Origin of the sequence: Sodalis sp. C49, assembly GCF_046352915.1 — a bacterium.
Classification (GTDB): Bacteria; Pseudomonadota; Gammaproteobacteria; order Enterobacterales; family Enterobacteriaceae; genus Acerihabitans.
In genome coordinates this window covers 5,066,770-5,082,360 of the sequence record NZ_CP163303.1, presented here as the reverse complement: position 1 = coordinate 5,082,360, position 15,591 = coordinate 5,066,770, and the positions used below count along the sequence as shown (strand labels likewise).

Genomic DNA, 15,591 nt, shown 5'->3' with positions numbered 1-15,591 from the left:
TTTAACATCTTAGTGGACGATATCCATGCATCCGATGCTCAACATCGCCATTCGCGCTGCGCGAAAGGCGGGTAATTTAATTGCCAAACATTATGAAACCCCCGATGCCGTCGAAGCCAGCCAGAAAGGCGATAATGACTTCGTGACCAACGTCGATCGCGAGGCGGAACGTTTAATCATCGAAGTTATCCGCAAATCTTATCCCCAGCACACCATCATCAGTGAAGAATGCGGCGAACTGGCAGGCGAAGACCCCGATGTACAATGGATTATCGACCCACTGGATGGCACCACCAATTTCATCAAGCACCTCCCGCATTTCGCCGTGTCCATCGCCGTGCGCATTAAAGGCCGCACCGAAGTGGCCGTGGTCTACGATCCCATGCGCAACGAACTGTTCACCTCCACCCGCGGCCAGGGCACCCAGCTGAACGGCTATCGCCTGCGTGGCAGCACCTCCCGCGATTTGGAAGGGGCGATCATCGCCACCGGTTTCCCGTTTAAGCTAAAACAGCACTCCGCCACCTATATGAACCTTGTCGGCAAGCTGTTCAAGCAATGCGCCGATTTCCGTCGCAGCGGTTCCGCCGCGCTGGATCTGGCCTATGTGGCGGCCGGCCGGGTAGACGGTTTTTTTGAAATCGGCCTGAAACCCTGGGACTACGCCGGCGGCGAGCTGCTGGTGCGTGAAGCCGGCGGCCTGGTCACCGATTTTGTCGGCGGCCATAACCATCTGGTCTCCGGTAACCTGGTGGCGGGCAACCCGCGCGTGGTCAAGGCCATGCTGGGCGCGATGCGCGAAGAACTGAGCGATGCGTTAAGGCATTAAGCGCCATCAGCTTCACTGGCTGAAAGGCCGGATGCCGATCGTTGGCGCATAGTGCGCGCCGGCGAAGAGTACCGCGCCGGCAACGATCAGCGCCATGCCGCCGGCGAGGGATAATGCCGCCCAGGCGGCAGCGCGCGCAGCGCCGCCTGCGTGCCTGCGAGTCAGGTGTTCGGCATAACGGCGCCCGAAAAATACCAGCAGCGATACCAGCAACAACGTCAGCGACGTCCCCGCCGCCATCACCAGCGCCGACAGCACACCCCACAGATACACCCCCAGCACCTTGGCAAACAGCAGCACCATTACCGCCCCGGAACAGGGACGCACGCCCATGGCCAGCACCACCGCCAGCCGGGTACGCCAGCCCTCCGCAGAGACCAGCTCCTCATCGCCGGGCAGATGGCGGTGGCAGCAGCCGCCATGATGGTGATGATCGCCCGGCCCGCCGCCCCCGGAGGGCAAATAAGTCAGCCGGGGATAATACGCCAGCGGCAGGGCCCGCCCGCGGGTAGCGTAGCGCCGGCTCAGCGTCCGCCATAGCCGCAGGCCCGCCCGGCGGCACAGCATTACGCCCGCAAGGATCATCAGCAGATAACCGGCCCGCTCCAGCCACGCTTCGCTCAGATGCAGAACCCCGGAGGAGAGCCGCAGCGCCACCAGCACCAGCGTCACCAGCGCAATCGCCATGGCGCCCTGCAGCAGCGAGGCCGCAAGCGTCATCGTCAGGCTGAGTTTTAAGCGCGCGGGATGGGTGGAAAGATACGTGGTGATAACCACCTTGCCATGTCCCGGGCCGACCGCGTGCAGTATGCCGTAGGTTAGGCTGAACAGCAGCAGGGCGCCGCCGTATCGCCCGGGATCACGCTGCACCTGCTGCATCAGCTGGGCCAGCTGCTGATGCAACTGACGCTGCCACTCGATGCTTAGCGTCATGATGTTGGCCCAGTGCAACGATATCCAGCCCAGCGCGCCCAGCAACGCCAGCAAAAACAACCAGAACGGCCACAGACCGAACCAGGGATTGGGCTCCGGCGCTTGGCCGGTTCGCATCCTTAATGACATTGCAGCGTCACCCGCTGGGCAAACTGTTTGCCCAGCGCCATATCGACGTCCGGCGCCGCCGCTTTATCCAGCGACAGCGCATAGCGCTGCAGCGCCGCGTTGGGGGCGGGGGTCATCAGGTCGATGGCGCACCGCGCGGCCAAGTCCGGCGGCAGGCTGACGGCCTGTTTATCCGCATAGGTCATATCGACAAAATAGGTAGGATCAAAGGTGGAAAACACGATGGGCGCCCCTTTCAGCTCCGGCGGATGCGCCAGCGGCAGCACAAATACCAGCCGCGCCTTGAGTCCATTGCGCTCCAGATGATATTCCGTGGGCAGATTTTCAAATTTCACCGCCTTGCCGTCCCGGTACACTTCCGTGAAATAGTGCTGGCCCAGCACATTGGCCATAATCTGCGCCGCCAGCTTTTTCCAGATCACCGAATCCGGTTTGGCGTCGCCGGCGTCATAAAATACATCGGCTGAGGTGATCTCATCCATGGTCCAGGTCATCTTCAGCCCGGTAAGCCGCTCGTCTTGCGCCAGGATGTCTGTTTTCATATCGATAAAACTATGTGGATGAGCATATACCGGCCGGCAAAAACCACCGGCGACGGCCAGAAACAATCCGAGGGGCAACCGCCGGCATGGCGTATTACCCCTGTCTTTACCCATGTTGCCACATAACATTTTGCCGTCCTGTTATTCCCCGGGAAGATGCTAGCGGAAATCCGGAACGCGCCGCAAGACATTTTCGGTCAACTTTGCATAACCGGCGGAACGATTAGGAAGGCTAAAGTGTGACCGGGCTTAAAGCCCGCAAACAAAATAGGCTGTAATCTCACTTAGGGAAATTGTTTCGCTATTATTAGCTGTATTCCTTAACGTAAGGGCATCACATCTATGAGCCTGAACACCCCAGAGGTGCCAGCGCTTTCAGGTCCACAACGCCGTAGCCATTTGCTTTTGATGCTTTTTGCGCCCGTGCCGTCATTGTCATTGGCCGCCCTGGCCCGTTATAACGGCGAGGATTTGCCCACGACACGGCGCGATCTGGCTCATATAGAGAGCGAGATCCGACGCATATACCATCTTCAGCTGATTGCGCATCATGACGGCAGCTACCGGATCGAAGGCACAATCCTGAACCAGCGCCTATGCCTGATAGAAGGCATGCGCCGGGCCTTACGCCTGTGCGCGGACAAAGTAACCCGCTATTTCCTGCCGTTGCAGGAACAGCTCTGGTCCCAGGCTCCCGCCGCTTTTCAGGCAAGCGCGCTACAAATAGACGAACTGGTTGAGCGGTTCACGGTGCTTATCGATCGCCCCGCCGCCCCGTATGACCGGGCTTTTCTCGCGATTTATCTGCGCTATATCCTTTGTCAGTGCCCGTTGGCCGATCATCCTGAATTCAACCAGCATCAGCAGCAGTGGCTGCGGCAAAAAGCCGAGTATGCCGCCGTGACGGACATGTTCCGCCATTGGCCGGTCCCTCCCGCCGAACTATTGTGCCTGACGCTCCTGTCGCGGATGCTGAAAACCCCGCACCGCGCCCGTTCGCCTTCCGGCGAGGACCGGCAGTTACTGCACGAGGTGGAGGAACTGGTCAAACGCTTCGAGCAACTGGCCGGCATGAGTTTCAATGAGCCGGAAATGCTGGCCGGCCAGCTGTTTTCACATCTCAGCGCGGCCCTGGAGCGCTGTCATTTTCACGTGGGCATCGACAACAGCCTGCAAATGGAGGTGGAGGAGAAATACCCGCGGCTGCTGCGCACCGCCAAGACGGCGGTTATGCCGTTTGAGGCCGCCTATCGCATTCGTTTTTCGCGTGAAGAGATGGGATTGATTGCGGTCATTTTTGGCGCCTGGCTGATGCAGGACAATGATTTGCAGGAAAAACAGGTGGTGATCCTGACCAAAAGCGGCGGCGAGCAGGAGAAGTTGCTGGAGCTGCAGATCCGCGAGTTAACCCTGCTGCCCCTGAATATCAAATTCCAGGCCCTGGCGGAATTCCAGGCGCAAGGCGCGCCCAAAAACACCGTTCTGGTGGTGACCTCGTTCGCCATGCCGCTGCCGCTGTTTTCCCCGCCGTTGATGCTGGTGCGCCTGCCGCTGGCGCAAAGCCAGCAAGAGCGCATCCGCCAGCTTTTGGAAACCCCGGGCACGGCCGGCAACTGCTGAGACAGATTCACACCGAACGCAAAGCAGACGCGTTAAGAGGCGAATTGGGCGTGGTTTTCCGCACGACGGGGTAACCGTCTTGCAGGTCCAGGGGTCTGTCCGGTTATGCTCCCATTATTATTGTCAAATGGCTGGTGCGTACGCAGCACGCCCTAACAGAGATAGACGCACTTTTTCTACCGCATTTAAATGTAAAGCGGCCAGCCTTGGCGGGGATTTCGCCGGCGGCTTGCGAGGGTTTATGTCGCCTCGGCGAAGGTATCGCTTGCCATGGGTTAGCTTGCGGCAGGGCATATGTCGTCACGGGGGAGGTTTCGCTTGCCTGGCCTGGCGTTAGCTTGCGGCAAGGCTTATGCCGTCACGGGGGAGGTTTCACTTGCCGTGCGTGCGGTGGTTATATATAACGCCGGATGCCGGCATCAGGTCAACACCATCGCCTGAAAGCAATAAGGCGTTTTGGGGTTCTTAGTGCTATGTACTTACCGGGAAGAATATCGGTATTAATTTTGGGCTAATTTGGATAAGGCTCGCAGCCTGCTATCTGTTACTCACTGCCGCACATTTATGCCAGACGCCTGTCTACATGGTTGTATGGTTATATGACTATAATTGCCGGCGGCATGACTACTCGCTGTATGACTCCATGACGGCTGAATGCGTGAATGCTGGCTGCATTGCATTAGCGTATGACTGCTAATTGCTGACTGCATGTATGACTGACCTGTCGCAGTGCCTTTTACATTTACCAATGATTACCCGCTTCTCTGTCTAACTATACCTTTCCCTTACCTTCCACTGAGCCCACAGCGGCGCTGGTGTACTATAAATCACATCGCTGACCGCGACATAGGTCCCGGCATAAAGCGCGCTGACGACGGCAGTGCCCCCGGCATGAGCCGCCGGGAGCGGCGAAAGGCCCGTTGCGCCGGGAGCGCATAACGGGCCGGTGCATCACGGGGGCATGGGCGGCGGAAGGCATCGCGCAGCGACGCGCGACCTGCCGGGCGCGCGGAGGTCAAGGAGGCCGTCGCGCTACGGCCTCTTTGTCGCTTGCCGGCACCCGGCTCCATATAACCACCGCACGCACGGCAAGCGAAACCCACGCCGGGGCGACATAAGCCCTGGCACATGCTAACGCACGGCAAGCGAAATCCACGCGGGGCGACATAAGCCCTGGCACACGCTAATGCACGGCGAGCGAAACCCACGCCGCAGCGACATAACCGTGGCGACATTCACCTTAACGGGTAGCCAATATTGCATACCCTTCTTGCAAATGGCGCGTTAAAGGGAGAGCGTGCCAACACCGAACTCAAAGCAGACATTTTCAAGGGAGAGCGTGCCAATAGGGCCGAATCGGGCGTGGTTTTCACGCCCGCCCGGGCGCCCCATGGCACGATAGGCCCGCCAACACGATATTCAAACCAGACGTATCAACGTGAGCGCGGGCCTGGGGGGCTATCAGGCATAAACCGGATAGCGCGCGCAGATATCCAGCACTTTCTTTTTAGTGCGCTCGATAACCGCTTCGTCATGGATGCTGTCCAGAATATCGCAAATCCAGCCGGCCAGCTCGCGCACCTCCTGCTCGCCGAAACCGCGCCGGGTGACCGCCGGCGTGCCGATACGGATACCGGAGGTGACAAACGGACTCTTAGGATCGTTTGGCACGGCGTTCTTGTTCACGGTGATATTCGCCCTTCCGAGCGCGGCATCGGCTTCTTTACCGGTCAGGTTTTTGTCCACCAGGTCCAGCAGGAACAGATGGTTATCGGTACCGCCGGAAACAATGTTGTAGCCGCGTTCCAGGAACACCGCCACCATGGCCTTGGCGTTCCTGGCCACCTGCTGCTGGTAAATACGGAACGCCGGCTCCATCGCTTCTTTCAGCGCCACCGCCTTGCCGGCGATCACATGCATCAACGGCCCGCCCTGCCCGCCCGGGAAAACGGCGGAATTGAGCTTCTTATACAGTTCTTCGCTGCCGCCCTTGGCCAGGATCAGGCCGCCGCGCGGACCGGCCAGGGTTTTATGGGTCGTGGTGGTCACCACATGCGCGTGAGGCACCGGGTTCGGATAGACATCGGCGGCGACCAGGCCGGCCACATGGGCCATGTCGACAAACAGGTAAGCGCCCACTTTATCGGCGATTTCACGCATCTTAGCCCAATCGACAATACCGGAATAGGCGGAAAAACCGCCGATAATCATCTTCGGCTTATGCGTTTCGGCCAATTGCGCCAGCTCCGCGTAATCGATATGGCCGCTCTCATCAATGCCGTAAGGAATGATGTTATACAGTTTGCCGGAAAAGTTAACCGGCGAACCATGGGTCAGGTGACCGCCGTGGGCCAGGTTCATGCCCAGCACCGTATCGCCGGGCTGCAACAGCGCGGTATAGACGGCAAAGTTGGCCTGCGACCCGGAATGCGGCTGCACGTTGGCATAATCGGCGCCGAACAGCTCCTTGGCGCGATCGATGGCCAGCTGCTCGACGATATCGACAAATTCGCAGCCGCCGTAATAACGCTTGCCCGGATAACCTTCGGCATATTTATTGGTCAACTGGGAGCCTTGAGCCTGCATGACGCGCGGACTGGTGTAGTTTTCCGAGGCAATCAGTTCAATGTGCTCTTCCTGGCGCACCACTTCCTGCTCCATTGCCTGCCATAATTCGGCATCATAATCTGCAATGTTCATATCACGCTTTAACATCCGCTTCTCCTGGCTCAGCTGGCATCGCTGTGGGGTGAAAAAAAAGATTGTAAGAATCCGTTGACGCTATGGCGATAGTGTAAACTTTTTTGCCCCTGCTCCGATAGGGCCCGCGCCGGTTTTTAAGCAAACGATTCCGTCGCCGCGCGCCCATAAGGGCGGGCACGCGCGGGTCGCAAGGGGATTGGGATTTTTTTTCATGCCGGCGGGGAATTTTTTCATGACCACGGGACTCCCCGCCCAGCGGTATATGCCGCGGGCGCGGGAATAACGGCGGGCGTCAGATCGCTTCTTCGTCCTGCTCGCCGGTGCGGATACGCACAACGCGCGCAACGTCGAAAACAAAGATTTTACCGTCGCCGATTTTACCGGTCTGGGCGGTATGCATGATGGTATCGACGCAGCTGTCGACGATATCATCGGCCACCACCAGCTCGATTTTTACCTTGGGCAAAAAATCCACCATATATTCCGCGCCGCGATAAAGCTCGGTATGGCCTTTCTGGCGCCCGAAGCCTTTCACCTCGGTGACGGTCATGCCGGTGATGCCGACTTCCGCCAACGCCTCGCGCACATCGTCCAGTTTGAACGGTTTGATAATTGCATCGATTTTTTTCATCGTAAAACCTTTTTCAGGCAGCCCGGCGACGCCGGCCGCGCAGCATGGGTAAAAAGAGAGCCAACTTAGGCTTTAAAGTCGTTAGCGTCCAGCTCGTGACGAGACAAAAGCTTATAAAATTCAGTGCGGTTACGTCCGGCCATACGCGCCGCCTGGGTAACGTTACCTTTGGTGATCTGCAATAATTTACGCAGATAATGTAATTCAAATTGCAATCTGGCCTCAACAAACGTCGGCAAGACGGTATTTTCCCCCTCCAGCGCCTGCTCCACCAGCGCTTCGCTGATGACCGGGGCCGACGTCAGGGCCACACACTGTTCTATCACGTTAACCAGCTGACGTACATTGCCAGGCCAACTGGCCGCCATCAACCGTTTCATGGCATCGGTGGAAAAGCTGCGTACAAACGGCTTATGGCGCAGCGCCGCCGCCCGCAGCAAATGATTGGCCAGCACCGGGATATCCTCGGCACGCTCATGCAGCGCCGGCAATTTCAGGCTGACCACATTCAGGCGGTAATACAAATCTTCGCGAAACCCGCCTGCGGCCATCACCTTGGGCAGATCGCGGTGGGTGGCGGAAATGATCCTGACGTCGATATCCACATCCCAATTGCTGCCCAGCGGGCGCACTTTGCGCTCCTGCAGGACGCGCAACAGCTTGACCTGCAAGGATAGCGGCATATCGCCAATCTCGTCCAGGAACAGCGTCCCGCCCGCGGCCGCCTGGAACAAACCCTCCCGGCTGCTCACCGCGCCGGTAAACGCCCCTTTGGCATGCCCGAACAGCTCCGACTCCAGCAACTGCTCCGGCAACGCGCCGCAGTTAATGGCGATAAAAGGATGTTTGGCGCGGGGGCTGGCGGCATGGATCGCCTGCGCCAGGATCTCCTTGCCGGTGCCGCTCTGGCCGTTAATCAGCACGCTGACATCCGACTGCGCCACCATTTTAGCCTGCTCCAGCAGCCGCAGCATGAGGGGACTGCGGGTGACGATTGACTCGCGCCAGCTGTCGTCGCCCGCCGGCATCGACAGTTGCAGGGCATGATCGATAGCCTGGTATAAGGCATCCCTGTCGACGGGTTTGGTCAGGAAACTGAACACGCCTTTTTGCGTGGCGGCTACCGCATCGGGTATGGAACCATGGGCGGTCAGGATGATCACCGGCATGCCGGGCTGATGGCGCTGGATCTCGCCGAACAGCGCCAGCCCGTCCATTTCGTCCATGCGCAGATCGCTTATCACCAGATCGATTTTTTCCCGCGCCAGCACGCGCAGGGCGTCCTGGCCGCTTTCGGCGGTGGTGACGGTAAATCCTTCGCTGGTCAGGCGCATGCCCAGCAGTTTCAGCAGGCTGGTATCATCGTCGACCAATAATAAATGGGCGGTTTGATGTTGGCTCATTATTTACCGGTTCCCTGTTGTGGTCCGGCGGCGCCACGGCCCGCGGCGGCGTCCGGCGCGTCGTTATCGTCGTTGTCGGGCATATCCGGCGACAGCTGCTTGCGGGAGGATAACCGCTGCTCGATTTCCGTCAGGTTCTGCAGTTTGCGGGTGGTCACGTCCAGCTTACGCTGCAGCTCCATCTGCTGGATGCGCAGCATGTCTATCTGGCTGGCGCTGGTTTCCTGCTGCCGCTGGCTGCGGCTGCGCTCCTCCGCCAGCATCAGGCGCAGCGCCTGTTGTTGGCGCCACATTTTAAACAGCGGATAGATCGTCGCGGGAAATTGGGAACGGAATTCCAACAGGTGCTGATAAGACTCGCGCCGTTCAATCACGCTGATGCCGGCTGAATTGAGCAAAATACTCTGCCTGAAGGCGTCATGCCAGGTCTCGCCCGACTGATGCCCGGCTTCGGCGCGCGCCTGGGTGGGCGTTATGCGTTCGGCGCACTGCATGGCGCGCAGCCAGTACCCGGGGTCGGCCAGGGTGGATTCTGCGTCGGTTTGCCAGAGTTCGTTGCATTCGGCGGCGAAACGGTTCGGCGGCGAGACCTGCTGCACCTGGGCCGTGGAAGAGCCGGCCACATCGCGGTGAGCGGGATAACCATGGCATCCCGCCAGCAGCACGGGCAGCAGGCATACCGGCCTGAACAGCCCGCGTATTGATGCCGGCGGCAAGGAAAAGCGAATCAGGCGATTAAAGCTTAGCGTCAACCTGCCCATCGCCGGTGCGGTACGTAACATCATTATTATTCATTCTCGGCGGTTAAGGGTAATTCTATCCGAAAGCAGACCCCGGCATACTCCACCGTCACCAGATTAAGCTCGCCGTTCATCCTGCGGATACAATCACGCGCGATGCTTAATCCCAGGCCGCTGCCTTTAACCGCGCCCTTGCGTTGAACGCGGCCCTGGTAAAACGGCTCGAAAATCATGGTTTGCTCCGCCGGCATGATCGGCTCTCCGCTGTTGGCGATGTCCAGGATAAGGCGACCGGACGAAGTGCGGCTGCGGATCCAAATGTTACCGGATTCCGGGCCATAGTGCACCGCATTGGAGTAGAGATTGTCCAGCACGCGCATTAACAGCACCGGCTGCGCCCTGACGCGTTCGCACTCCAGCGCCACCAGGGTATGGATGTCCTTGGCGCGGGCCGGCAGGCTATGGGCGGTAATAACCCGCTCGATCATGGCGCCGAGAGCGATATCTTCATAGTCCGCCGGACTGTCGGCCAGTTTGCGATTGTAGTCGAGCAGCTGTTCGATCAGTAGTTGCAAGTGACGGCTGCTGCTGTCCAGGATGGCCACCACGTCCTGCTGATCCGGCGTCAGCGGACCGGCCACCTCGTCCGCCAGCAGCGCCGTGCCCTCGCGCAGGCTGGCCAGGGGCGTTTTCAGTTCATGGGAGATATGGCGTAAAAACTCATGGCGCTGGGATTCCAGCCAGGACAATCGTTCGTTAAGCCATAAAATGCGCTGCGCCAGCGACTGGATTTCACGCGGGCCGGTAAAAGAGACCCAATCGTCCAGGGGCCGTCCCTGCCCAAGCCGGTTAATCATTTTTTCGACCCTTTTCACCGGACCGATAATCATGCGGGTAAAGAGGATCACCAGCACCAGGCTAAACATAAACAGCAGCAGCGCCTGCCAGCCGAAAAAACGGCCGCGCTCGGCGATGGCCCGCTGCAATTGCTGGCCGCGGGTAAAAATATCATTGCGCGTGGCCTGCACCATATCATTGTTGGCATGGGAAAAATCCCTCAGCAAGGCGGACGCCTGCGCATTCGGTCCGCTGTTTTCGCATTGAATGGCGGCGAGCTGGTCCAGTAGCTGGGTCAGCCGCTGATAATAGCGTTGATCGGGCAGCATGCCGGCGCGGACGTTGAGGATTTGGGTATATTGCCGTCGCTGGTTTTGGTAAAGGGTGACCAGGGTTTCATCGTCGAGCACGCAATACTGGCGATAGCTGCGCTCCATTTCCAGCGCCACGCTGCCCATGGACTCGATGCGCCGGGCGTCCGACAGCGTGGTACGGTTGATATCCGCCGCCTGCTCGCTAAGATTATCCAGGCTTTGCCAGGCCTGGTAAGCCAGTAACAGCAGGGGCAGCAGCACCAGCGTAAAGGCCAGGATCACCAGTTGCCGCAGAGATCGGGGAAAGGGACGCCACGTCTTCAAAAAAATCATCCTGTGATTGCCGACAAAGTCTTTGCCGATGCTATCCGGTTCGGTGGCTTGAAGAAAGCATAAAAAAAGCACTTGGCCCGCGGGCAAGTGCTTTTTTATCGGAATAGGGGGTGCCTCACTCAACGTGTCGTCCTGTGGGTGATAAAGCCGTAAGGCAATTATCGGTATGTTGGACGATAGGCACCGTTCTTTGGCGTCATTCGGTAGTTATGAAGCAAAAGCCGTTGGTTAAGCGTAAACGGCGCTGTCATATCGGGGTGAATGAGCAACTGGGCTATAGTATGCAGTATTCATGCCATAAATAAAATAATTTTATAATACGTTGAAAATAAATAACATTTTCTGGTACCGACCCCTATACCGCATTGTACTGCCCGGGCCGGCGCCGCCGTTTGTCTCCCGAAAGAGACATAAATCGCAGTAAAATAAAATATCATTAAAAAACAATTAATTAAGTGTCTCTAAAAAGAGACAGAATTATCTTAAGAAATGAATTAAAGCGACACTTTGCTTTCGGCTGCCCCACCGGCGGAGTACGTGAAAAAAAAGCGCCGGCAACGAGCCGACAGCCGCTGATTAGCCTCTGACGGGACGGCGCCACGGCACGCACAGGATGCCGCCGCGCGCGCCGTGAGCGCCACGGCCGGCTTAGCCCAGCTGTTTGCGCGCGTTGCGGAACATGCGCATCCAGGGACCGTCTTCGCCCCACTCGCCGGGATGCCAGGAATTGCTCACCGTCCTGAATACCCGCTCAGGATGCGGCATGGTCAGAGTGACCCGCCCGTTGGCGCTGGTCACGGCGGTGATGCCGTTCGGGGACCCGTTCGGATTGGCCGGATAGGTTTCGGTAACCTTGCCGGTGTTATCCACGAACCGCAACGCCACCAGGCCCGCATGTTCCAGCGCCGCCAGATGCGCGGCATCGCGCACCTCCACCAGCCCTTCGCCGTGGGATACGGCGATGGGCAGGCGGGAACCGACCATGCCCTGCAACAATAACGAGGGGCTTTGCGTCACCTCCACCAGGCTGAAGCGGGCTTCAAAGCGTTCCGACTTGTTGCGCACGAAGCGCGGCCACAGTTCGGCCCCCGGGATAAGCTCGCGCAGGTTGGACATCATCTGGCAACCGTTGCACACCCCCAGCGCCAGGGTTTGCGGGCGGTTGAAAAACGCCTCGAACTCGTCGCGCACGCGCGGATTGAATAGGATGGATTTGGCCCAGCCCTCCCCCGCGCCCAGCACATCGCCGTAGGAGAAGCCGCCGCAGGCCACCAGCGCCTGGAACTCCTGCAAATCACGGCGCCCGGACAGCAGGTCGCTCATATGCACGTCGATGGCGTCAAAGCCGGCGCGATGGAACGCCGCGCCCATCTCCACATGGGAATTCACCCCCTGCTCGCGCAGGATAGCCACCCGGGGCTTCGCCTGCCTGGCGATATAAGGCGCGGCGATATCCTCGGCCGGGTCAAAGCTCAGCGCGACATTCAGGCCCGGATCGCTATCATCCTGCTTGGCGGCGTGCTCCTCGTCGGCGCAGTCGGGGTTATCACGCAGACGCTGCATCTGCCAGGTGGTTTCCGCCCACCAGGTGCGCAGCAGGGTGCGGCTTTCGCTATAGACCGCGCGGTCGGCGCGGCGGATAACCACCCGGTCGCCCGCTTCGGCCCGGCCGAGATAACGCAGGCAATCCGCCAGGCCATGGTCGGCGAACAGTTGTTCGACGCGATCCCGATCGCCGGCGGCGATCTGGATCACCGCGCCAAGCTCTTCATTAAATAACGCCGCCAGCGTATCCTCGCCAAGGGCCGCGATATCGATATCCAGGCCGCAATGGCCGGCAAAGGCCATTTCCAATAGCGTCACCAGCAGGCCGCCGTCGGAACGGTCGTGGTACGCCAGCAGAACGCGGTCCGCCACCAGTTGCTGCAGCGCGCGATAAAAGCCGCCCAGCTGCGCCACGTCGCGCACGTCCGCCGTATCGTCGCCCAGCTGGCGATAGACCTGCGCCAGGGCGGTGGCGCCCAGCGCCTGATGCCCGGCGCCCAGATCGATAAGCAACAGGGCGTTATCCTGCCCGGCGCGCAGCTGCGGGGTTACCGTGCCGCGCACGTCTTCCACCCGGGCGAAGGCGGTAATCACCAGCGACATGGGCGACGTCATTTCACGCTGCTCAGCACCCTGCGGCCAGCGGGTTTTCATCGACATCGAATCCTTGCCCACCGGAATGGTCAGGCCCAGCGCCGGGCAAAGCTCCTCGCCCACCGCCCTGACCGCGTCATACAGGCCGGCATCCTCGCCGGGATGGCCGGCGGCGGCCATCCAGTTGGCGGAAAGCTTGATGCGTTTAATATCGCCAATCTGGGTCGCCGCCAGATTGGTAAGCGCTTCGCCCACCGCCAGCCGGGCCGAGGCGGCAAAATTCAGCAGCGCCACCGGCGCGCGTTCGCCAATGGCCATCGCTTCGCCGTAATAGCTGTCCAGGCTGGCGGTGGTAACCGCGCAGTCCGCCACCGGCACCTGCCACGGCCCGACCATTTGATCGCGCGCCACCATGCCGGTGACCGTGCGATCGCCGATGGCAATCAGGAAGGTTTTTTCCGCCACCACCGGCAGATGCAGCACCCGTTTTACCGCCTCGGCCATCTCGATGCCGCCGCGGTTAAGCGGCGTGCCCGCCACCGGCAGCCGGACAACGTCGCGCGTCATTTTCGGGGTTTTGCCGAGCAGCACGTCCAGCGGCAAATCGATGGGACGGTTGTTGAAATGGCTGTCGTCCAGGCTGAGATGCAGTTCTTCCGTCGCCTCACCAATCACCGCGAAGGGCGCGCGCTCGCGGCGGCAGATGGCCTCGAAGGCCGCCAGCTGTTCAGGCGCCACCGCCATCACATAACGTTCCTGCGATTCATTGCACCAGACTTCCAGCGGGCTCATGCCGGGCTCGTCGTTGGGAATATCCCGCAGTTGGAAACGCCCGCCGCGATTGCCGTCGCTGACCAGCTCCGGCATGGCGTTGGACAGCCCGCCGGCGCCGACGTCATGGATAAACAAAATAGGATTGTCGTCGCCCATCTGCCAGCAGCGGTCGATCACCTCCTGGCAGCGGCGCTCCATTTCCGGGTTGTCGCGCTGCACCGAGGCGAAGTCGAGATCGGCGTCCGACTGGCCGGACGCCATCGAGGACGCCGCGCCGCCGCCGAGACCGATATTCATCGCCGGGCCGCCCAGCACGATAAGCTTGGCGCCGGGGGTGATTTCCCCTTTCTGCACATGGCCGTCGCGAATATTGCCGAGGCCGCCCGCCAGCATAATGGGCTTATGGTAGCCGCGCAGCTCAATGCCGTTATGGCTGTTGACCCGCTCCTCATAAGTGCGGAAATACCCGGTCAGCGCGGGACGGCCGAACTCATTGTTAAACGCCGCGCCGCCCAGCGGACCGTCGGTCATGATATCCAGCGCGCTGACAATGCGATCCGGCTTGCCGAAATCCTCTTCCCACGGCTGGCCGAAACCGGGAATGCGCAGGTTGGAGACGGAAAAGCCCACCAGGCCGGCCTTGGGCTTGGACCCGCGGCCGGTGGCGCCCTCATCGCGTATCTCGCCGCCGGAGCCGGTGGCGGCGCCGGGCCAGGGTGAAATAGCCGTGGGATGATTATGGGTTTCCACCTTCATCAGGATATGCGCCGCTTCCTGGTGATAATCGTAACGGGCGCTGCCGGGTGCGGCGAAGAAACGTCCCACCGCCGGTCCCTCCATGACCGCGGCATTGTCCTTATAGGCGGACAGGACAAACTCCGGCGTCTGTTCAAAGGTGTTCTTGATCATTTTAAACAGCGACTTCGGCTGTTCCTGGCCGTCGATAATCCAGTCGGCGTTGAAGATTTTATGGCGACAATGCTCGGAGTTGGCCTGGGCGAACATATACAGCTCAACGTCGGTGGGATCGCGGCCCAGGCGGGTAAACGCCTCGAGCAGGTAGTCGATTTCATCCGGCGCCAGCGCCAGCCCCAGCGTCTGGTTGGCCTGCTCCAGGGCGTCGCGGCCGTCCGCGAGCATAGCCACGGTGCGCACCGGCGCGGGCTCGTGATGGGCAAACAGCGCCTGCGCCTGCTCCAGTTCGCCGAAGACGGTTTCCATCATCCGGTCATGCAGCAACGTCCCCAGTTGCCGCCACTGGTCACCGGTCATCGACGCGCCCTGGAAATAAAACGCCAGCCCGCGTTCCAGGCGCTTAACCTGCGCCAGGCCGCAGTTATGGGCGATATCGGTGGCCTTCGACGACCAGGGGGATAATGTGCCGGGACGCGGCGTAACCAGCAGCAGCCGGCCCTGGGGCGCATGTTCGGCGAGAGAGGGGCCATACTTCAGCAGCCGTTGGAGCCGGGCAAGCTCGTCGGCGGAAAGCGGCGCGCTCAGGTCGGCAAAGTGGACATATTCAGCATAGACATCGCTGACCGGAAGCCGGGCATCCTGGCAGCGGGACAATAGCTTGTTGATACGAAATGCCGACAGAGCGGGCGAACCACGCAGTATTTCCATAATAAAAGATCTCTCGTCTTTGAACCGGCGACCAAAGGTGC

General features: G+C 60.0%; 10 protein-coding genes. 2 read left to right on the top strand and 8 right to left on the bottom strand.

Annotated features, from left to right (window positions below):
- Window positions 1-25 precede the first annotated feature (25 nt).
- Window positions 26-829 (top strand): inositol-1-monophosphatase, encoded by an 804-nt coding sequence (suhB, locus tag ABUK12_RS23015; RefSeq protein ID WP_410013998.1) that lies wholly within the window; start codon window positions 26-28, stop codon window positions 827-829.
- 12 nt (window positions 830-841) lie between these two features.
- Here suhB and ABUK12_RS23010 read toward each other — a convergent pair whose 3' ends face one another.
- A complete protein-coding gene (locus ABUK12_RS23010) occupies window positions 842-1,879 on the bottom strand; it encodes a nickel/cobalt transporter (protein WP_410013997.1) in 1,038 nt (345 codons plus the stop codon).
- Between the two features lie 2 nt (window positions 1,880-1,881).
- On the bottom strand, window positions 1,882-2,547 hold the full coding sequence (locus ABUK12_RS23005; protein WP_410013996.1) for a DUF1007 family protein: 666 nt from the start codon (window positions 2,545-2,547) through the stop codon (window positions 1,882-1,884).
- A gap of 228 nt (window positions 2,548-2,775) precedes the next feature.
- On the opposite strand from ABUK12_RS23005, the gene csiE reads away from it, so the two are divergent.
- A complete protein-coding gene (gene csiE, locus ABUK12_RS23000) occupies window positions 2,776-4,053 on the top strand; it encodes a stationary phase inducible protein CsiE (RefSeq protein ID WP_410013995.1) in 1,278 nt (425 codons plus the stop codon).
- A 1,461-nt stretch (window positions 4,054-5,514) separates the two neighbouring features.
- On the opposite strand, the gene glyA is transcribed toward csiE, so the two are convergent.
- The 6 genes from glyA to purL form a co-directional block, all read right to left on the bottom strand.
- Window positions 5,515-6,768, bottom strand: coding sequence for a serine hydroxymethyltransferase (gene glyA / locus ABUK12_RS22995; protein ID WP_410013994.1), 1,254 nt, complete (start codon window positions 6,766-6,768; stop codon window positions 5,515-5,517).
- A gap of 280 nt (window positions 6,769-7,048) precedes the next feature.
- On the bottom strand, window positions 7,049-7,387 hold the full coding sequence (glnB, locus tag ABUK12_RS22990) for a nitrogen regulatory protein P-II (RefSeq protein WP_331122444.1): 339 nt from the start codon (window positions 7,385-7,387) through the stop codon (window positions 7,049-7,051).
- Between the two features lie 65 nt (window positions 7,388-7,452).
- Window positions 7,453-8,790 carry a two-component system response regulator GlrR gene (gene glrR / locus ABUK12_RS22985; protein ID WP_410013993.1) on the bottom strand — a complete coding sequence of 446 codons (1,338 nt, stop codon included), beginning with the start codon at window positions 8,788-8,790 and terminating at the stop codon, window positions 7,453-7,455.
- Window positions 8,790-9,575 carry a two-component system QseEF-associated lipoprotein QseG gene (locus ABUK12_RS22980; RefSeq protein ID WP_410013992.1) on the bottom strand — a complete coding sequence of 262 codons (786 nt, stop codon included), beginning with the start codon at window positions 9,573-9,575 and terminating at the stop codon, window positions 8,790-8,792. Before ABUK12_RS22980 ends, glrR begins: the two co-directional genes overlap by 1 nt.
- A 2-nt stretch (window positions 9,576-9,577) precedes the next feature.
- Window positions 9,578-11,014: a sensor histidine kinase gene (locus ABUK12_RS22975; RefSeq protein ID WP_410013991.1), complete on the bottom strand. Its 1,437-nt coding sequence runs from the start codon at window positions 11,012-11,014 to the stop codon at window positions 9,578-9,580.
- A gap of 648 nt (window positions 11,015-11,662) precedes the next feature.
- Window positions 11,663-15,550: a phosphoribosylformylglycinamidine synthase gene (gene purL, locus ABUK12_RS22970; protein WP_410013990.1), complete on the bottom strand. Its 3,888-nt coding sequence runs from the start codon at window positions 15,548-15,550 to the stop codon at window positions 11,663-11,665.
- Window positions 15,551-15,591 lie beyond the last annotated feature (41 nt).